A 15,717-nucleotide genomic window follows, 5' to 3' on the forward strand; every position below is an offset into this window, starting at 1 on the left:
TGATCACTTCTTTTTCAGGAAGGCGAGGAGTTGATCTTCCTCCGTTGATTCAATCGCCTTCGGTTTCGGTACCAAGTCGCTCAACTGCTTCATGATCGACTGATAGTTTTTGTTCAGCGTGTTATATAACCGAGCCACCGGACGTTCGCGCTCGTATGGTTCAGTTTTTTCGGACTGGCTGAAGAATTCAACGAATCCTCGCTCGTCCAGATCCGCCTCCATGTCCTCGAGTGACACACGCATAAAAGCCGCTCGGTGAATCAGACTATCAACAGTCGTCTTCACATCGGGCGGCATATCTTTATAAATCTTTTTGATGCGGTTGTACTCTTTTCGAACGCGTTTTTTCTTCTCTTCGCGCTCTTCTTCCGACATTCCGTTAAGATTCAAGCTGATTCACCTCACTTTTGGGGGAGGGGGGTCATACGCAACCCTTTCCGAGGTTTTTGAAGCCCCCACTTCGGTGGGTCCGGCAGCCCCTTTTATATTCAGACCCGGGGGGATAACGTTTTTTATTCTTCTATTTCTTTATCGATTTCTGCTAATTCATCCGCTAATGCGTCCAAATGCTTTGTGATTGCTTTGATTTGCTTAACTAGCGCCGATGTATCTGCGCTCACCGCAATCGTGATTGTCTGATCTTCTTTACCGCTCATTACCTTCACTCCTCTGGATAAGATTGCCGTCATCGTCGAACATCACATCACGTCGCGTCACTCCACCTTTTTCAAAGTGTTCTTGGTTGTGACATGTTTGGCAAAGTAATTCCAAGTTGTCATGATTCAGTGTGATGCTCGGATCATGTATATTCGTGTGATCGATATATTCTTTGTGATGAACGATACCGCCTGGTTTACTGCATCGTTCGCATAAGCCGAATACTGATTGAATGTAAGATGCTCGGCACTTCTTCCAAGCACTGGACCAATATAACTTCTTGGCCGCCGCTGTATGCTTCAGTAATCTCACCACCTTTGCCATATAAAAAAGCCACCGAATCCGCTCGGTGGCTTGATGTTTCGTTCTCACGACCTGAGAACTATTAAGTTTTAAGAGTGAACTGCGAGAAGACACAATCACTTGCGGCGTGAATGCGACCCTCTACGACCCAATTATCACACGCTTCTCGATGACTGGAGTATCAAATTCGTATCAAATCCGTATCATTTTAGTATCATGTTTTTCGATTGTTCACGACTGTTTTGCTCTTTTCATTGTTGTATTAGCTGTATGTGAAATAATCTGTTTCCAGTCACTCCCGAGCTCATAACCGTGTCTGCGTCTGTATAGCTGATACCCGACGACGTCAATGGTGTCACCGACCTGAGCATCCGTGTCGTGCAACCATTGAATGAACAATGGGTTGATCCTGATAGACGAGGAAGGATGGACACCCTCGAGGTGCCATTCTTTGACCGTCGTCTGTCTCGGCGGTTTAACTTTCGAGCTATGGGCCGTCTTATAATAGGCAGACAGAAGTTTGTTGTAGCTTGGCTTATCCGTCGTTATCATCCGATCGTTACCTCACCAAAAATGACGATGTAGAGAATCATGCATACGAACAGATAGCCCATGAAAACCATGAATTCATTCCAATCTTGTTTCATCTTTCCAGTTCCTCTCTTATGTGAATTAATCGAAAAATCCCCGAGTCCGTTAAACCCGAGGATCCAGTTGTTATTCGTGTCGATTAGATGATGAGGATGCGTTCGTTTTCGACATCCTCTCTGAGCGCGTCAGCCAAGAACTCTTTGATGTTTTCGATGGCTGCATTTCGCCATTGGCCACCGTCTGCTTCAAAAAGCGCCGCCGTCGGGCCTTCCTTCATGCGGAAGATGAACTGACTCTCCACCTGTTCGACCTCGACGAATGTGCGATATGGTGCGAGCGTGACCGGGTTCGGTACCGCGACCTTACCAATCGTGGCAACTCCGGTCTTCGCGCTGACGACTTGAGATACGCCGTCATCCTGAAGTGTCTGGATGTTCTCTTCGACGACGGAGCCGCACACTTTGAGCAGGACATCGCGGTCCTCGTTCTTGACGAAGATCGACTGCAACTTGATGTTCATCTGTTCCATGTCGAGGAAACGCTCGAACGGATATTGCGGCAACAGCGCCTCCGATGTGACGTAACGGCTACGGCGGCCTTGGTCGTTCAGACGACCGTAGAGATGGACTGTCGTCGGGCTCTCGACATGGATGAGGTATTTGTCGCCATCGTTCTCTTGGACGAAGGTTGTGTTCTCGTCGATTTCGCTCAAGACGTAACGGACGAGCGATTGTAACGAGTTGACCTTGACCGTATTTGCTGTTGGAGCGTCCAAGCGTTCGACGCTGCGGCTGACGAATGTCTGTGACTTATGATTTACTACGTCCACTTTCCCGTGTTGTTTGATCCAGTCGAATGCGTCTTTGAGGATTGTCATGATTGTTTGCTCCCTTGTCTGTTGGATTGGTTGGTTGATTTAACAGCAATATTTACTGGACACGAACCGGGGCGCACGGACCCGTTCTCATGACCACTGCGATTACTTCGTCTTGCGGAAGTCGATGACGGTCGATTCGGCAGCCATGTTCGTGTCCTCGAGCTTAGTGCCGTCATCATTGACGATTTCACCTGAGTCGACATCGACCATGTATTGCCCCGGCATCGCTGATTTGAGCTCACGACCGATGACCTGTCTTCCATCGTGGCCGATCATGAGCGACGCGGAGACGGATGCCGCAGGGACCAGTGTCGATTTGACGGACGTGACGACGTCGGCGAGCTCACGGCGATGGTTCGGCTCAAGTTCGAGTGTGATTGTCACCTTGCGTTTTTTCGTCGCTTCTGTGTTTGGGTCTTGGATGTTCTCGAGCACCTTTCCGATTTCTGCGTTGACGCGTTCGAGCAATGCCCCGTCCGCAAAGTTGTTCAGGTCGATGTGTTTGTACATGATTTATTCCTCCGATGTGTGTGATTTGAATGCTAGTTCCTCGGCGATTGGCTCAAGGTAATCGAGGATGATGCCGTTCCGGCTGTAAATTCGATGCGTCTGACGCTCGCGGAACCATTCGATAGGGATAGACTTACGCTCGGTGCTATTGCGCCACCTAAGGGCATCCTCGGCTTCCAAGAGATACGTCTCACTATGGATCTCGAAATGCACGAGAAGGAACGACATCCCGCCGAAGTCGAGCACGCGTCTCAGTTCCGTGTATTGTTCGTCAGACACTTTGTCGACGGACAGATAGTTCTTCCGCGTCGACTTAGCATCAAAGGCGATGAAGCGTCCGTCCACGGTGCCCATGTAGTCGAGCCCGCCACTCCGTTCGAACCAGTGTTTCTGGATGATTCCCTTTTTGTCGCGCTGGATCTTCGATTCCGGGAACGTCTTCCGGACGTGGGCGATCCGTTTGAGACGGTACGCGTGGTTGGCCAGATCGACCATCTGCTCGAATCGTTGCCCTCGATTGCGTGGACTGATTTTCATGATCTCTCTCCTCGGATGTCGTCCCAGAGGCCGAAGATGTCGGCCACCCTGCCGAGAAGGGCATCACGGTCGTTGAAGTAGCTCTGTCGGTTCCCGTAACCGAGTTCTTGGATGACGATTGCGTCGGTGTTGCGCAACCCTTTCCGGAAACGGAGGTCCCAGATTCGGACCAGATCCGGCTGCGTCTCCTCGAGCAGCTTTCGGAGATAGACGAGCTCTGATAGTTCGGCGAGCGCATGGTCGAGTTCCTCTTTGGCGAGCACCGCCTTCTCAACTGGCGAGGACGGTGCCTTGTGGCTCTGTCCCTCGCTCGTCTGATAGTTCGGTGTCGTCGAGGTGACCAGTCGGCTCTCCAAGTGGTCGATGCGGATCGGCAGCGTGAAGAAGTTGTTCAGCTTCTGCTCGGCGATGTTCCGCGCGGTCTTAGATAGTTTTTGGTCGACGATATGGTCCATCTACCCTGCTCCTTCGTTAGCTAGATTGAAAGGCGTCTCCACCCTTGGTAGACAAGTTGTTGTGTCTCATGATGTGTGGCGTGCGGTATGTACAAATGGACAACCTGTGTGCCTTCTTTTCTCGTCAGATATTGTTCTTTTTTGCCTTTGTATTTCACGACTTTGTCACGATGCTTTTGACGCGGGCTTCGTTTCCTTCCCTCCATCTCGTCACCACCGTCCTATACGTCTCGCCGTCGAGTGTCCAGTCGTCCTGTTCCCGTTGAAGCAATTCCGCCGTCTCGATGGGACAAAGATCATCCTCGACATAGACCAGTTCACTCCCTACGATGCGATGCCTCCTGATAGAGGCGGCCACGATGATTAGATGTTCCACGTCCCCTTCAGATTTTCGATAAACGATGCCACCCATGCCTTGACCCCTTTCCCTTCGTTCCGACCGATTTGTGACTGGATGCGATGTAAAGCTTTGCGTTGACTCTCCCGTTTTTCGAGATAAGAGACGTGCGGATCCGTCTCATTTGCTTTCATGTTTGTCACCTCTTTTCCGTTCGATTCGTCTGAGTTGTTCCGAGAAATGACGGAGGCACCGGGCGACCACGTCGTCGCCCTTCGCCTCGTAACGCTTCACTTCTCGATCTAACGATTTGATGCGGTCACTGCTGTCTTGCTTCAAGCACTCGCCCCGTCCTTCAGTTCGGACATGAGTTTCGCTAACTCTTCATCATCCGGGACCTCGGCTTCCAGTTCGGCCTTCTTGCGCGCAGCGTGCTCACGTGACTCGCGTTCTTCCTTCTCGAGCCACTCCGGGGACTTCGCGTCCGGGTTCGTGCCGGCGTGTTGAAGTTGACGCTTTTGCTCTTGGAGACGGATGAGGTCGAATGTGAACAGCTTCTGGGCGATGCAACGGTCGACAATGCGTTTGACGTAGTTGAGCGTACGCTTCTCCTGGATGACCGCCTGTTCGAGCGCATAACGTGCAGATTCGTACGATGCGTCCTCAATCATGTCCTCGAGAGATCCGATGACATATGGTGTCGCCGTACTGATGTTCTGCTGATAAAAACCGACGAGGTCATTCAACTGAGCCGCCACCGCCGCATCGTTTGTCAGTTTCTCTTTTTCTTGTTGTTGTGGTTGTTGTTGTTTTGTTTCTGCTTTTGTTTCTGTTTCTGTTTTTGTTTCTGTTTGTCCGTTTTTTTCGAACGATTCGTCATACGATTCGTAGTACGATTCGTCATTCGTCTTCGGAATGGCTTTGTTGAGCGATTCTTCACTTGACGATTCGTTACACGATTGGTTGGGCGATTCGTCTAACGATACGTCACACGATTCGTCATACGATTCGTAGTACGATTCGTAGACCTGTCGGATTCCATCTATCGGAACATGCTTGCCGACGATTTCGATATAGGGTTGATGCTTCACTTTGGCGAGCTCGGATTTGATGAGATCTTGCACCGGTTTTCCGCCTCGTTTGAAGTTGTACTTCGCCCAGTTGAAGATGACGAGCTCTCGCGTATCGGTGTTGTAGTCGATGAGTTTGTGATAGGTGATGAACCGGTCCATCAAGGCGTTAACCGTCTCCGGTGAGTAACCGAGCTGGAAGGCCATCTCCTTCTTCGTGATGCCGTAGATGCCGCACTGGGTCGTGTTCGGATTCGTGAGGAGGTACAAGTAGAAGAGCTTGTCCTCCGGCGTGAATTCCTCCATGATCTTCGGGTCTTTCCAAAATTCTGTCTGTACTGTGCGATATACGCTCATTTCGTTCACTCCGTTCTCTTTTTTAAGGCGATGTGGTCGTTAGAAAGGTAGATCGTCATCCGACAAGTCGATTTTTCCACTGCCGCTGAACGGGTCCTGGTCGAAACCATTTCTCACAGGCGGGGCGTCGTCATCCTTCGGTGATGGTGAATTGTCGCGTCCCCCGTCCCCTTTCGAGCTCAGGAAGCGTACGCTGTCGGCGACGACCTCGGCACGATATCGTTTCTGTCCGTCCTGTCCCTCGTAGCTGCTGATCTGGAGACGGCCGTCGACGCCGGCCATGCTCCCTTTCGATAGATACTTCGATACGTTCTCCGCCTGTTTGCGCCACACGACGCAATCGATGAAGTCCGCCTCGCGCTTCCCGTCTTGTCCGCTGAACGGACGGTCACAGGCGAGCGTGAAACGTGTCACGGCAATGCCTGACTGCGTGTAACGCATCTCAGGCTCTCGTGTCAGTCTCCCAACTAAAACGACTCGGTTGATCATTGAATCCCTACTTTCTTCGAGAGGATGTCCACCTCGTGTTTTTCGTCACCTTCACGGTAAAAGGTCTCATGCTTCGGCACAATCCAGACCCAGTCATACTTCGAGTTATATCCTTTCGGGTTGAGCAGAAGCTCGTAGCCGATGCCGTTCTCTAGCTCGTACTCACGTATGCAGTCCTTGACGAGCGCGTAGTTTCCGTCGACTCGATCGAGGTACAACCAGAGAATGCCATCGTCTCGACGCATCGTATGCATGCCCCTCATGCCCGATTTGTACAGATGACTCTTGAGCCGGTCGTTATGGATTCGGAGACGGTGTCGGCTCATCCGCAACATGTCCTGGTGCTTACGTCGCAGGTTGTGCGATCTCATCCGCCCCGACCTCCATCTCATTGATTTGGCGTTGGATGGTGTTGACCATCCCGTCGACCTGTTTCTGTGTGACGGTCAATGAATAAAATGCGCGGCGCTTCCCACCCTCGAGCGAAATCTCTTTCAATTCTTGCTGGATGTCATCTAGGTCGGCCGCGAGTTCGACGAGCCGGTTAATGTTGACATAGAGCCGTTCGAGTTGTTCAGGTTCATGTGTCTGCATTGTCGGTTTCTCCTTTCGAAAATGGCTTATTAAAAATCGGACGCTCGGAACAAATCGTCGTCACGTCGATTGAGGTGATGCGAAACGACGTCAAGTGTCTTCGTTAAAGAGTCGATGACGGCTGTGTCAATGACAGGTGCCTCTGTTTCCTTCTTGAGTCGGTAGATGATGGTCTGTTCGAGCATGGTGAGTGTGATGCTGTCGGTCTGCGTGGTCATTCAGCGTTCAGCTCCTCTGATGGATCCAATGGGACGCACTGGTCGATGGTCTCGGAAGTGAGTAACAGGGGTGGATCAGCGATGAGCACCGCTGCCATCCGTTCGGAATCGAACTTCACGTCATACCAACCTTTTGGAATGTATGGGTTTGTACCGTACATGTAGATCTTGGCGACCGGCTCATCCGGACGCTCGAGCATCTCTTTCCGGACGTTGAACTCTTCAGTGTGTGACTGATTCGTCCGTCTTACATGTCGGATGATTAGGAGTGCGACTTCCGTCATGATGTAGTCGCGGTCTAGATGATCGATTACACTTGAATTCGAATTAAATTTGAACCATTCAGGCATTTTCGTCTTCAGCAGGCGGATGCCAGTCTCCGGATTCACAACGGCAATCGAGTGAATCATCGGAAGAACGCCATACCGTTCGCCGTCGATAGTCAAGATGATCCCTTTGTATTGCACGACCCCAAAGAACTCGCTTCCAGAGTGAAAGTTGATTAAGGTTGGCTTTTCTGAGATTTGAATGTTTTCTCGTTTGTTTGACATCACTCGCTCGCCCCTTCCTCGATTTCCTCGTCGATGTAATGTAGCGCCCCGTAGAAAACGGCGCTCATGACGAACGCGACGGCCGGGATGACCCAGTATTCGAATCGCGAATGCATGGTGGCCATGAGCCAAATTCCCGACCCGAGCGCCGTCAGCATGAGCCCGTAGCGGATGTGGTCCAGTTTCTGTTGTAGATGCATGTTGCCCTCTCCTTTTCAACTCGCGCCGCCCATGCTACACTTAAAGTGTTCAGGTTTATGTGCAGCCGTGTTTCCCGTTTTGGGCGACGCGGTTTTTTTATTTGTTGAGATTTTTGTCCTGGCGTCTGAGCCAGTCTTTCAGGAATGCCCTCACCTCCTCTCCCACCATGAGCCACTTGGTTCCAGCCCGGTATTTCGGGAAGTCCTTCTCATAGAAGAACGATTTCAAGATGAACGACTTGCTGAGGTTCGTCTGACGGCACAACTCTTCCATGTCCCAGAGGAACACGTCAGCGTGCGTCTGCTCAATGTGCTGCCGGATCTGCGCCTTGGCGATGTCGAGAATCTCGTTCTCGTCGATGTGGATTTGCAACATGTCGACCCTCCTTTCAGCTGTAATGAATCTCGTTCAGCAGTTTGGCAGCCGTCAACGCTTTGACCAGGCTGTCGATGTCCCCATGATTGAGCAGGATGCTCTCGTATCCGATTTCGATGAGCGCGTGATTTACGTCGCCTGCCGCTTGAGCTGTCAACGTAGAGACTTGAATCGTCGGTCCTCCGTGCGTCTGAACGACGATTTCTTCTCGTGTAACGAGTAATGGTTTTTTCATCTCCGTGTCCTCCATTTCGTTTTTATTCAATCAGAACGCAGATTTGCGTTTTGATGGTCATAATCCAGTATTGGATTTTGATATCAACCCTCAATAATGAGGAATGACCTGAACCGACCCAATCTTGGTTTGGTTAAACGTCCGGTAAATCGTAACGGCTGATGTCGAGTTTGTACTTCACAGCCATCTCCTTGATAACTGTCACATACACGCTGATCAGCTTCTTGTCTTCGGCGATGACATCCAACTTCGACATCTTATTGATAGCGGTCTTGGACATGCCACGAAGTGCCGCCTTCGACTTCCGGTTGTTCAATCGGATGTTCAAATCACAGCCTGCTTTGTATTGAAGGAGATTGTAGCTTTCGTTTCTGACCTCTTGGTAATACGCCTGACCACCGAGTTGATGGGCGATGCCATTGAGCAGTTTGTTGATGCCGTTACGCCAGTCCCTCACATCGAGCGACAAGATGTCTCGCATGTTGTCGACGTCCTCTTTGACCGCCGCCACTTCCTGTTGCATCTTCTTCTGTTCCAGCTCCATGTTGATGAGAAGTTGCAACTGAGGGCTTAACCCTTCGTTCGGTATTGAATAGCCTCCGGTCTTGCGGATCGACGGCAGGACCTCCGAGGTTACCCATTTACGGAATCGTTTCGCCTGCGGTTTGCGACTGTCTAGGATGACGTCATACAGTCCGTCCTCGTTGATGACTGTGACTTGCTGTGGCCCTCCGCTCGTTTGAAGGGTGTCGATACTAACGACATCCTCTTCTAGCCGCCGTCTCACATCTCGAGAATTGCCAATTTCCAAAACTCTACATACGTCAGATAAAACAAACAAGGGATTTTGTTCAGACCCGACGATGCGAACATTTTGACCTTCAAATTCTTTCGATAGCTGGTACATCGATAGACCTCCGATATAATTTATTTGCACGCCACTTCTTTAATGAGAGACTTAAACTCTTCCTCATTAATCACTACATAATTTGTCGATTTTGAGGAATCTTCAACACTCGATGAAAAAAAATACGCAACGTCAATCCCATAAATGTTTGAAAGACGTTCAATCTCGTCAATAGTAATAGGAGATAGACCATTTTCTTTACGTGATAACCAGCCTTTTGTTTTATCAAGCGCATCCTCGACTACGCCCTGTGATAACCCTTTTCGAGTTCTCGCCAAGCGTAATTTACTCAGGTCGAATTTCCATTTGCATGATTCTTGCAACTTATTCACCTCTTTCGTTGAGGAATGTTCAACCCATAAACAAAGTATATATTGAGGATTCTTCAAAATCAACTGCTTTTTTGCATTTTATTCAACTTTAGTTATTTTTGTTGAGGAATATGAGAAAATGAAGGAGACAATCTATATGGAAATGGTGATTAATTTGCAAGAGTATGTTGATATTGGAGAAAGATTGAAAACAGCTCGGTTAGCGAAGGATTTATCTCTAGCAGCCCTTTCAGAAATAGTTAATATTGATAAAGGTGCTTTATCTCGTATGGAAAGAAATAAACAGGGAATCACAATTCCTCAACAGATAGAAATATGCAGAGCGTTAGGAATTACGTCCGATTATCTGATTGGGCTAGTAGACGATCCAACCATGACACATGAAGAATACATTAAGGTCGCCCAAGAGAAGTACAAGTTCATCGGCGACGTCTTCACGGAAGAACTGCTGCAGTCTTTGTCACAGGAACGATTAGAAAAGATCGTGAACTACATCAAAGAGCAGGCGATCATGGCGCAGCTTGAGCAATCGAATGACGACAAAAAATAAACTCCACATCCTCATTTAAGAGAGTGTGGAGTTTTCGATTTATACTCTTGAATCATTCGAGTTGCTTCTTTGTTAGGAAACGCTACATAAGTTTGAATCTCCTCTACCCATACCGCGGTAGCCTTCTCTGATTTTCCATCCTTAATATAAATCATCTGTCTCGTTGCAACCTCAGCCAAAGAAACCCCTCCATCTACGAACGATCGTCCATGTATTTATTTTCCTCGTAAAGATACCATCACTGAAAGAACTAGTCAATAAAAATAACATATAATCATAAAACAAAAGTATTGAAACGTCAATAGAAAAATACTTTTATATTTAGATATTCATCATCACCAATCGAATTAAGAACACTTGTTCTTGTTTATGTACTCAGTATGAGCCCAACACAAAATATTTTCAACCATTTTCCTAAATGAGACAATCTGAGATGTTCGACAAAGTTCCTAAAACAACATATTTTTGTCGAACGATTCTCAATAGAAATGTCTAGTAACATTCATGGGTAATTTTAGGACGGGTGCTACAATAAAGGAAAAAGATTGCAGGAGGATGAAAAATGAGTAAAGTATTTGATTTTAAAACGAATGGAAAAACGACTGTAACAATCGAAAATGGGTTCATCAAGATTTCTCGTCGTGGTTTGATGAACCGTATTAATAATGGAGGTGGAGATAAAAATATTCGTATAAATTCACTCTCAGGTGTCCAAGTCAAAAAGCCAGGTTTAACAACTGGATACATCCAGTTCATCTTCTCAGGTAGTAAAGACTCCACTGGGGTGATGGATGCTGTGAAAGATGAGAATACAGTGATATTCAATAAACCTGAATATGATCAAGCACTTGAACTTCGGGATTACGTTGAAGAGCTCATGAATCAACCAAGCACTTCTCAGACTGCAGCAACAACGATTTCCATCGCTGATGAATTGCTAAAGTTAAAACAATTACTCGATGCAGGAGTTTTGTCCCATGAAGAATTTGATACTCAAAAAACAAAATTATTAAATAACTGAAGACATAAAGTAGGTTTTTGTTTTCAATTACGAATGTTGAGTGAATCGAAGGCGCCTCAGAGGCGCCTTTTCAATTCGCACGTGTTTGTCCTATGATCGATCATCGCATATTATAAATTTGAGAGGAGTGAACGATATGGCAATCTTCCGTAAGCGGAACGGAAAATGGCAATACCGCATCTATTTTTATGATGAGGGCGGAAAGCGACGCGAACGATCACGAAGCAACTTCACGACGAAGCGTGAGGCTCAGATGGCTGCGGCCAAAGAAGAATCTAAGCTGTTGAATAATACGTTCGTGATGGACCAGAACGTACGCTTCGACACCTTCGCCCTCGAATGGCTCGAAACGTTCAAACGACCACACGTTAAAGAGTCGACCTATGACCGGATCAGCCGCACTGTCAGAAATCATCTCATCCCCCAGTTCGGGGAGTATCGACTGATCGACATCAACCGGGTCATGTACCAAAAGTGGATCAACGAGAAAGTCGAAGTGTATAGCCTCGGCACCGTCCGTTCATTCCACTCGACATTCGCGAGCATTCTCGACCATGCGCTGCTGGACATGAATCTGATCGAGAAGAACCCCGCCCACCGTATCCGGATATCGAAACGGGACGACACACCGGACGAGGACGACGATGTATTGGAGTTCCTCGAGATGGACGAGCTCAATCGATTGCTCGCCTACCTCGAGGTGACACCGCACGGGAAGTACAAGCGCTCCATCCAATATCTCGCCCTCTTCACGCTGATTGCCCGGACCGGCCTTCGTGTCGGCGAGGCGTTGGCGCTCGAGTGGGAGGATATCGATTTGGACGCCGGCACCGTCCGCGTGAATAAGACGCTGTCGTTCGGTTCCGATTTGGCCCTCAAGGTGACAAAACCGAAGACAAAGAAAGCAAACCGGACATTACGAATCGACGGGCAGACGAATGACCTAATGCGCCGGCATCGAACGAGTCAGAAGGAGGTCTACCTCGCCTATCCTAATTACAAGAAGCCTGAATTGCCACTCGTGTTCCATAGCCCGAACGGTACTTGGCTGCGGACGAGTATCGTGAGGGACTATTTGCGGGACGCCTGCAAAAAGAGCGGCGTGCAGCATATCAGCCCACATGTGCTCCGCCATTCTCACGCTGTTCATTTATTAGAATCAGGTGCGGACGTGAAGTATGTGGCTGATCGCCTTGGTCACGCCGATACAAAAATTACGATGAACATCTATCTACACGTCTCGAAGAAAATCGAGCATGATTCGATGGCGCTATACGAGGCGCGTATAGCAAACAATGATCTGTATATACAAAAAGAGACAAAATAAAAAGAGGAGGACCGATTATTTTTCGGGTTCCTCCTCTTTGCTTTTTTGAATGAAATCAAGAATATTAATTGGTGGAAGTACGACGGGATTATTGTATCCAATCGATGTGACTTGTGATACTGCCGATCTAAGATACGGGAATAGAATGGACAAACTGTTCCGACTCAACAGCAACTTGCTCGTCACGCCCGGAATATTATCTTTCGATTCGTCCTCTTCCACAACAAAGTCTCCAGAAACGCGAATCGATAACTCGAAATTCTCGTCTGCCGATTCCAAATGACAAATAATCGAAACGACCGCGCTATCCTCACCTGTCATTTCCACATTCGAACCCATTGAAACTGATAAGTTATTATCTTCTCTAAAATCTTGGTCTTGTTTAAAAGACAGGTTTTCAACCCTATAACGCTCAAACTTTAATTTTTTCATTAGATCAAGCAGCCCCTAACATGGTCTCGTCTGGAATATCTAAGCTAAATTCTTCTGGTGAGTAGTCGTCAATTTGAATAAACATTTTGCTCGGATGTTCAATTTTGATTTCTACACTCGAAGTCACGTGTTCATCGAACAAACCAATTTCTTCGATGGACCCACTGTCAGAAATCAGCATAGTGTAGAAGTTTTCGACAAGGATGTCTTCAGACAAAATAGGTTCGACTTCTGATTCTTGCGGTGACCCTACAAGAATAGAGAGGATTTCTTCTTGAGGGAGAGGTGAGCCTAGCTCGCCTAACACTTTACCGTCCTCAACAACAATAAGTTTCCCTTCACCCTTTGCTCCGATTGTGTAATCTACACCATCTCTCTCGAGTTTTTGAATCAACTTTTCTTTCATTTTTCTTTTTCTTTCTTCTCTGTTCACTGTTCATTCCTCCTAGTCCTACATCGTCGAACGAAAATAGAACAAAACCTACATCATTTTAACAAGCTAACCACTTCAACGCCTCTTGTGAAATGAGTTGCGGATCTCTCACTACCACTTGGCATCCGTTGATTAAATGAGTAGGGATATTCGGTACTTCTACTTCTTCTTTGTCTTTCCCTGTTTTTATCGGCAAAAACATTAAAGTATTGAATATCGTGGTGTCGTGTTTGTCATAAGCGCTAGGCACCGAAAAAGTTCGTTGGATCACTTTGAATTTTTCGTCTATATTGTCGTAACAAAGTGAGTTCAAGTACCACCAATTGCCCGGAACCTGAATCCCTTCTTCATCAATCATCTCCATAAATTCTTCGAGATGCTCGCTATAATAAATTGCGCCTGATCGAGTATCGAGGTTTAGGAACTCTTCTCCCGAGAGAATTGTCTTCCACTCAAATACACAACCTTTATACTTTTTTGCTTCGCGATATTTTCTTTTTTTAATCAAATTATGCTTTTCGTGATAGGCCCATACCTGCGCTTGGGCATCATCTTCTCTGAAAAAGTAAACCCCGTCACCTAACCAGTGTTTTTCACCAACCGATGGCCAGAACCCGTTTTCCATGATAGATTCTGCATTTTTCAGGGAGGTGCCGTGATAAGCCTTCATGACGGTAGTATCATCTCCAAAAAACAGTTTCTTCATTTTCGACCCCCGCTTGCAATCAATCTTAATTAATCATATCGAATGGTTAGATAAAATGGTATACAATACCACAACTTAAGGTGTTGGTTTCCACAAGTTTCGTTCGACAAAATACGACCGTCCTTTAAAGAAAACGGAGCATCCAATGGATGCTCCGCCGTCAACTTTGAGGGCTGATTGAGGGCTGTAACGAATTACATTCATAATCAACTCTTCAAAACACTGATGTTAAGCCATTAACCAATCGAACCTTCCATCTCAAACTTGATGAGACGGTTCATTTCGACCGCATATTCCATTGGCAATTCTTTTGTGAATGGCTCGATGAAGCCCATTACGATCATTTCCGTCGCTTCTTCTTCCGAGATTCCACGGCTCATGAGGTAGAAGAGTTGCTCTTCTGACACTTTTGAGACTTTCGCTTCGTGCTCGAGCGACACTTGGTCGTTCAAGATTTCGTTGTACGGGATCGTATCTGACGTCGACTCGTTGTCCATGATGAGCGTGTCACACTCGATGTTCGAGCGCGCGCCCTTCGCCTTACGGCCGAAGTGGACGATTCCACGGTACGATACTTTTCCGCCTTGTTTCGAAATCGATTTCGAGACGATAGACGACGACGTGTTTGGTGCGAGGTGAATCATTTTCGCGCCAGCGTCTTGGTGCTGTCCTTTACCAGCGAGGGCGATTGAGAGTGTCATCCCACGTGCGCCTTCCCCTTTCAAGATGACAGCCGGGTATTTCATCGTAAGTTTCGATCCGATGTTTCCATCGATCCACTCCATCGATCCACCCGCTTCACAGACTGCACGTTTCGTTACCAAGTTGTAGACGTTGTTCGCCCAGTTTTGGATCGTCGTGTAACGGCAGTATGCATCTTTGTTGACGAAGATCTCAACGACCGCTGAGTGAAGCGAGTTCGTTGTGTAGACCGGTGCCGTACATCCTTCGACGTAATGAACCGATGCGCCTTCGTCGACGATGATGAGCGTACGCTCGAACTGACCCATGTTTTCCGAGTTGATGCGGAAGTAGGCTTGGAGCGGTTGCTCGAGTTTCACGCCTTTTGGTACGTAGATGAACGAGCCACCCGACCAAACTGCTGAGTTGAGGGCCGCAAACTTGTTGTCCGTCGGCGGAATCAACTTCCCGAAGTACTCTTTGAAGATCTCTTCGTCTTCTTTGAGGGCTGTGTCTGTATCTTTGAAGATGACACCTTTCGCTTCGAAGTCTTCTTGCATGCTGTGGTAGACAACCTCAGACTCATACTGAGCCGAGACACCTGCCAAGTATTTTTGCTCTGCTTCTGGGATACCGAGCTTGTCAAACGTACGTTTGATTTCTTCTGGTACCTCGTCCCATGAGCGTTCTGTCTTTTCAGATGGTTTGACATAGTACGTGATTTCGTCGAAATCAAGTGCCGAGAGGTCTCCGCCCCATGTCGGCATCGCCATCTTGTTGAAGTGATCCAACGACTTCAAACGGAAGTCGAGCATCCATTGTGGCTCTTCTTTCATGCGTGAGATCGTCTCTACGATTTCTGTCGTCAAGCCACGGCCTGAACGGAAAATCGAAACGTCCCGATCATGGAAGCCGTATTTATAATCGCCAATTTCCGGCATGTTCTTTGCCATATCGGTCTCCTCCTTCTC

At 47.7% G+C, this 15,717-nt stretch carries 30 protein-coding genes; 3 read left to right on the forward strand and 27 right to left on the reverse strand.

All coding sequences use genetic code 11. The features are described 5' to 3' along the window. Positions 1-3: 3 nt before the first annotated feature. From OKS35_RS06835 to OKS35_RS06940, 22 genes are all read right to left on the reverse strand, one after another. Positions 4-375, reverse strand: a complete 372-nt coding sequence (locus OKS35_RS06835) for a hypothetical protein (RefSeq protein WP_214687719.1) — start codon at positions 373-375, stop codon at positions 4-6. A 137-nt stretch (positions 376-512) separates the two neighbouring features. After that, complete coding sequence (locus OKS35_RS06840) at positions 513-656, reverse strand: hypothetical protein (RefSeq protein WP_264092715.1); 144 nt, start codon at positions 654-656, stop codon at positions 513-515. Then, positions 646-981: an HNH endonuclease gene (locus OKS35_RS06845; protein WP_264092716.1), complete on the reverse strand. Its 336-nt coding sequence runs from the start codon at positions 979-981 to the stop codon at positions 646-648. The genes OKS35_RS06840 and OKS35_RS06845 overlap by 11 nt, the downstream gene beginning before the upstream one ends. A gap of 210 nt (positions 982-1,191) precedes the next feature. Next, positions 1,192-1,512, reverse strand: a complete 321-nt coding sequence (locus OKS35_RS06850) for a hypothetical protein (RefSeq protein WP_264092717.1) — start codon at positions 1,510-1,512, stop codon at positions 1,192-1,194. A 178-nt stretch (positions 1,513-1,690) separates the two neighbouring features. Then, positions 1,691-2,428 (reverse strand): hypothetical protein, encoded by a 738-nt coding sequence (locus OKS35_RS06855; RefSeq protein ID WP_264092718.1) that lies wholly within the window; start codon positions 2,426-2,428, stop codon positions 1,691-1,693. A gap of 102 nt (positions 2,429-2,530) precedes the next feature. Then, positions 2,531-2,938, reverse strand: coding sequence for a replication terminator protein (locus OKS35_RS06860; RefSeq protein ID WP_264092719.1), 408 nt, complete (start codon positions 2,936-2,938; stop codon positions 2,531-2,533). Between the two features lie 3 nt (positions 2,939-2,941). After that, entirely contained in the window at positions 2,942-3,475 is a 534-nt protein-coding gene (locus tag OKS35_RS06865; protein ID WP_264092720.1) for a Holliday junction resolvase RecU, read from the reverse strand. Beyond that, positions 3,472-3,930 carry a hypothetical protein gene (locus OKS35_RS06870; protein ID WP_264092721.1) on the reverse strand — a complete coding sequence of 153 codons (459 nt, stop codon included), beginning with the start codon at positions 3,928-3,930 and terminating at the stop codon, positions 3,472-3,474. Before OKS35_RS06870 ends, OKS35_RS06865 begins: the two co-directional genes overlap by 4 nt. Before the next feature lie 154 nt (positions 3,931-4,084). Beyond that, positions 4,085-4,342: a hypothetical protein gene (locus OKS35_RS06875; RefSeq protein WP_264092722.1), complete on the reverse strand. Its 258-nt coding sequence runs from the start codon at positions 4,340-4,342 to the stop codon at positions 4,085-4,087. After that, positions 4,294-4,461 (reverse strand): hypothetical protein, encoded by a 168-nt coding sequence (locus tag OKS35_RS06880; RefSeq protein ID WP_264092723.1) that lies wholly within the window; start codon positions 4,459-4,461, stop codon positions 4,294-4,296. Before OKS35_RS06880 ends, OKS35_RS06875 begins: the two co-directional genes overlap by 49 nt. Beyond that, entirely contained in the window at positions 4,448-4,606 is a 159-nt protein-coding gene (locus OKS35_RS06885; protein WP_264092724.1) for a hypothetical protein, read from the reverse strand. Before OKS35_RS06885 ends, OKS35_RS06880 begins: the two co-directional genes overlap by 14 nt. Further along, on the reverse strand, positions 4,603-5,694 hold the full coding sequence (locus OKS35_RS06890) for a DnaD domain protein (protein WP_264092725.1): 1,092 nt from the start codon (positions 5,692-5,694) through the stop codon (positions 4,603-4,605). Before OKS35_RS06890 ends, OKS35_RS06885 begins: the two co-directional genes overlap by 4 nt. A 39-nt stretch (positions 5,695-5,733) precedes the next feature. After that, positions 5,734-6,183, reverse strand: a complete 450-nt coding sequence (gene ssb / locus OKS35_RS06895; protein WP_264092726.1) for a single-stranded DNA-binding protein — start codon at positions 6,181-6,183, stop codon at positions 5,734-5,736. After that, the gene (locus tag OKS35_RS06900) at positions 6,180-6,554 is read right to left on the reverse strand and encodes a hypothetical protein (protein ID WP_264092727.1); all 375 of its coding nucleotides are present in this window, start codon (positions 6,552-6,554) and stop codon (positions 6,180-6,182) included. Before OKS35_RS06900 ends, ssb begins: the two co-directional genes overlap by 4 nt. Next, on the reverse strand, positions 6,529-6,777 hold the full coding sequence (locus OKS35_RS06905) for a hypothetical protein (protein WP_264092728.1): 249 nt from the start codon (positions 6,775-6,777) through the stop codon (positions 6,529-6,531). Before OKS35_RS06905 ends, OKS35_RS06900 begins: the two co-directional genes overlap by 26 nt. Positions 6,778-6,806: 29 nt before the next feature. Next, positions 6,807-6,995 carry a hypothetical protein gene (locus tag OKS35_RS06910; RefSeq protein ID WP_264092729.1) on the reverse strand — a complete coding sequence of 63 codons (189 nt, stop codon included), beginning with the start codon at positions 6,993-6,995 and terminating at the stop codon, positions 6,807-6,809. Continuing rightward, the gene (locus OKS35_RS06915; RefSeq protein ID WP_264092730.1) at positions 6,992-7,546 is read right to left on the reverse strand and encodes a hypothetical protein; all 555 of its coding nucleotides are present in this window, start codon (positions 7,544-7,546) and stop codon (positions 6,992-6,994) included. Before OKS35_RS06915 ends, OKS35_RS06910 begins: the two co-directional genes overlap by 4 nt. Next, the gene (locus OKS35_RS06920; RefSeq protein ID WP_264092731.1) at positions 7,546-7,746 is read right to left on the reverse strand and encodes a hypothetical protein; all 201 of its coding nucleotides are present in this window, start codon (positions 7,744-7,746) and stop codon (positions 7,546-7,548) included. The genes OKS35_RS06915 and OKS35_RS06920 overlap by 1 nt, the downstream gene beginning before the upstream one ends. Before the next feature lie 97 nt (positions 7,747-7,843). Continuing rightward, entirely contained in the window at positions 7,844-8,122 is a 279-nt protein-coding gene (locus tag OKS35_RS06925; RefSeq protein ID WP_264092732.1) for a group-specific protein, read from the reverse strand. A 13-nt stretch (positions 8,123-8,135) separates the two neighbouring features. Next, positions 8,136-8,357 (reverse strand): hypothetical protein, encoded by a 222-nt coding sequence (locus tag OKS35_RS06930; RefSeq protein WP_264092733.1) that lies wholly within the window; start codon positions 8,355-8,357, stop codon positions 8,136-8,138. 133 nt (positions 8,358-8,490) lie between these two features. Further along, complete coding sequence (locus OKS35_RS06935) at positions 8,491-9,264, reverse strand: Bro-N domain-containing protein (RefSeq protein WP_264092734.1); 774 nt, start codon at positions 9,262-9,264, stop codon at positions 8,491-8,493. 20 nt (positions 9,265-9,284) lie between these two features. Then, positions 9,285-9,587: a helix-turn-helix domain-containing protein gene (locus OKS35_RS06940; protein WP_264092735.1), complete on the reverse strand. Its 303-nt coding sequence runs from the start codon at positions 9,585-9,587 to the stop codon at positions 9,285-9,287. A gap of 145 nt (positions 9,588-9,732) precedes the next feature. Here OKS35_RS06940 and OKS35_RS06945 point away from each other — a divergent pair, with 145 nt between their 5' ends. Further along, positions 9,733-10,146: a helix-turn-helix domain-containing protein gene (locus OKS35_RS06945; RefSeq protein WP_264092736.1), complete on the forward strand. Its 414-nt coding sequence runs from the start codon at positions 9,733-9,735 to the stop codon at positions 10,144-10,146. A gap of 11 nt (positions 10,147-10,157) precedes the next feature. Here OKS35_RS06945 and OKS35_RS06950 read toward each other — a convergent pair whose 3' ends face one another. Next, complete coding sequence (locus OKS35_RS06950; RefSeq protein ID WP_264092737.1) at positions 10,158-10,325, reverse strand: hypothetical protein; 168 nt, start codon at positions 10,323-10,325, stop codon at positions 10,158-10,160. Between the two features lie 383 nt (positions 10,326-10,708). Here OKS35_RS06950 and OKS35_RS06955 point away from each other — a divergent pair, with 383 nt between their 5' ends. Further along, positions 10,709-11,167 carry a DUF4429 domain-containing protein gene (locus tag OKS35_RS06955; RefSeq protein WP_264092738.1) on the forward strand — a complete coding sequence of 153 codons (459 nt, stop codon included), beginning with the start codon at positions 10,709-10,711 and terminating at the stop codon, positions 11,165-11,167. A gap of 136 nt (positions 11,168-11,303) precedes the next feature. Further along, positions 11,304-12,494 (forward strand): site-specific integrase, encoded by a 1,191-nt coding sequence (locus tag OKS35_RS06960; RefSeq protein ID WP_264092739.1) that lies wholly within the window; start codon positions 11,304-11,306, stop codon positions 12,492-12,494. Positions 12,495-12,509: 15 nt separating this feature from the next. On the opposite strand, the gene OKS35_RS06965 is transcribed toward OKS35_RS06960, so the two are convergent. The 4 genes from OKS35_RS06965 to sufB all read right to left on the reverse strand — a co-directional run bounded on the left by OKS35_RS06965 (position 12,510) and on the right by sufB (position 15,699). Then, a complete protein-coding gene (locus OKS35_RS06965) occupies positions 12,510-12,926 on the reverse strand; it encodes a protein-export chaperone SecB (protein ID WP_264092740.1) in 417 nt (138 codons plus the stop codon). Between the two features lie 4 nt (positions 12,927-12,930). Beyond that, entirely contained in the window at positions 12,931-13,359 is a 429-nt protein-coding gene (locus OKS35_RS06970; RefSeq protein ID WP_264092741.1) for a hypothetical protein, read from the reverse strand. Positions 13,360-13,417: 58 nt separating this feature from the next. Next, positions 13,418-14,065 (reverse strand): hypothetical protein, encoded by a 648-nt coding sequence (locus tag OKS35_RS06975; protein WP_264092742.1) that lies wholly within the window; start codon positions 14,063-14,065, stop codon positions 13,418-13,420. Positions 14,066-14,301: 236 nt separating this feature from the next. Continuing rightward, positions 14,302-15,699, reverse strand: coding sequence for a Fe-S cluster assembly protein SufB (sufB, locus tag OKS35_RS06980; protein ID WP_047795116.1), 1,398 nt, complete (start codon positions 15,697-15,699; stop codon positions 14,302-14,304). Between the last annotated feature and the right edge of the window lie 18 nt (positions 15,700-15,717).

The organism is Exiguobacterium sp. N5 (genome assembly GCF_025842465.1).
In the GTDB taxonomy this organism is placed as follows: Bacteria; Bacillota; Bacilli; order Exiguobacteriales; family Exiguobacteriaceae; genus Exiguobacterium; species Exiguobacterium profundum.

Excerpts from the sequence above, each read along its gene's own strand:
- OKS35_RS06835 (WP_214687719.1), bottom strand. The coding sequence starts at position 375 with ATGTCGGAAGAAGAGCGCGAAGAGAAGAAAAAACGCGTTCGAAAAGAG.
- OKS35_RS06840 (WP_264092715.1), bottom strand. The coding sequence starts at position 656 with ATGAGCGGTAAAGAAGATCAGACAATCACGATTGCGGTGAGCGCAGAT.
- OKS35_RS06845 (WP_264092716.1), bottom strand. The coding sequence starts at position 981 with ATGGCAAAGGTGGTGAGATTACTGAAGCATACAGCGGCGGCCAAGAAG.
- OKS35_RS06850 (WP_264092717.1), bottom strand. The coding sequence starts at position 1,512 with ATGATAACGACGGATAAGCCAAGCTACAACAAACTTCTGTCTGCCTAT.
- OKS35_RS06855 (WP_264092718.1), bottom strand. The coding sequence starts at position 2,428 with ATGACAATCCTCAAAGACGCATTCGACTGGATCAAACAACACGGGAAA.
- OKS35_RS06860 (WP_264092719.1), bottom strand. The coding sequence starts at position 2,938 with ATGTACAAACACATCGACCTGAACAACTTTGCGGACGGGGCATTGCTC.
- OKS35_RS06865 (WP_264092720.1), bottom strand. The coding sequence starts at position 3,475 with ATGAAAATCAGTCCACGCAATCGAGGGCAACGATTCGAGCAGATGGTC.
- OKS35_RS06870 (WP_264092721.1), bottom strand. The coding sequence starts at position 3,930 with ATGGACCATATCGTCGACCAAAAACTATCTAAGACCGCGCGGAACATC.
- OKS35_RS06875 (WP_264092722.1), bottom strand. The coding sequence starts at position 4,342 with ATGGGTGGCATCGTTTATCGAAAATCTGAAGGGGACGTGGAACATCTA.
- OKS35_RS06880 (WP_264092723.1), bottom strand. The coding sequence starts at position 4,461 with ATGAAAGCAAATGAGACGGATCCGCACGTCTCTTATCTCGAAAAACGG.
- OKS35_RS06890 (WP_264092725.1), bottom strand. The coding sequence starts at position 5,694 with ATGAGCGTATATCGCACAGTACAGACAGAATTTTGGAAAGACCCGAAG.
- ssb (WP_264092726.1), bottom strand. The coding sequence starts at position 6,183 with ATGATCAACCGAGTCGTTTTAGTTGGGAGACTGACACGAGAGCCTGAG.
- OKS35_RS06900 (WP_264092727.1), bottom strand. The coding sequence starts at position 6,554 with ATGAGATCGCACAACCTGCGACGTAAGCACCAGGACATGTTGCGGATG.
- OKS35_RS06905 (WP_264092728.1), bottom strand. The coding sequence starts at position 6,777 with ATGCAGACACATGAACCTGAACAACTCGAACGGCTCTATGTCAACATT.
- OKS35_RS06910 (WP_264092729.1), bottom strand. The coding sequence starts at position 6,995 with ATGACCACGCAGACCGACAGCATCACACTCACCATGCTCGAACAGACC.
- OKS35_RS06915 (WP_264092730.1), bottom strand. The coding sequence starts at position 7,546 with ATGTCAAACAAACGAGAAAACATTCAAATCTCAGAAAAGCCAACCTTA.
- OKS35_RS06920 (WP_264092731.1), bottom strand. The coding sequence starts at position 7,746 with ATGCATCTACAACAGAAACTGGACCACATCCGCTACGGGCTCATGCTG.
- OKS35_RS06925 (WP_264092732.1), bottom strand. The coding sequence starts at position 8,122 with ATGTTGCAAATCCACATCGACGAGAACGAGATTCTCGACATCGCCAAG.
- OKS35_RS06930 (WP_264092733.1), bottom strand. The coding sequence starts at position 8,357 with ATGAAAAAACCATTACTCGTTACACGAGAAGAAATCGTCGTTCAGACG.
- OKS35_RS06935 (WP_264092734.1), bottom strand. The coding sequence starts at position 9,264 with ATGTACCAGCTATCGAAAGAATTTGAAGGTCAAAATGTTCGCATCGTC.
- OKS35_RS06945 (WP_264092736.1), top strand. The coding sequence starts at position 9,733 with ATGGAAATGGTGATTAATTTGCAAGAGTATGTTGATATTGGAGAAAGA.
- OKS35_RS06955 (WP_264092738.1), top strand. The coding sequence starts at position 10,709 with ATGAGTAAAGTATTTGATTTTAAAACGAATGGAAAAACGACTGTAACA.
- OKS35_RS06960 (WP_264092739.1), top strand. The coding sequence starts at position 11,304 with ATGGCAATCTTCCGTAAGCGGAACGGAAAATGGCAATACCGCATCTAT.
- OKS35_RS06965 (WP_264092740.1), bottom strand. The coding sequence starts at position 12,926 with ATGAAAAAATTAAAGTTTGAGCGTTATAGGGTTGAAAACCTGTCTTTT.
- OKS35_RS06975 (WP_264092742.1), bottom strand. The coding sequence starts at position 14,065 with ATGAAGAAACTGTTTTTTGGAGATGATACTACCGTCATGAAGGCTTAT.
- sufB (WP_047795116.1), bottom strand. The coding sequence starts at position 15,699 with ATGGCAAAGAACATGCCGGAAATTGGCGATTATAAATACGGCTTCCAT.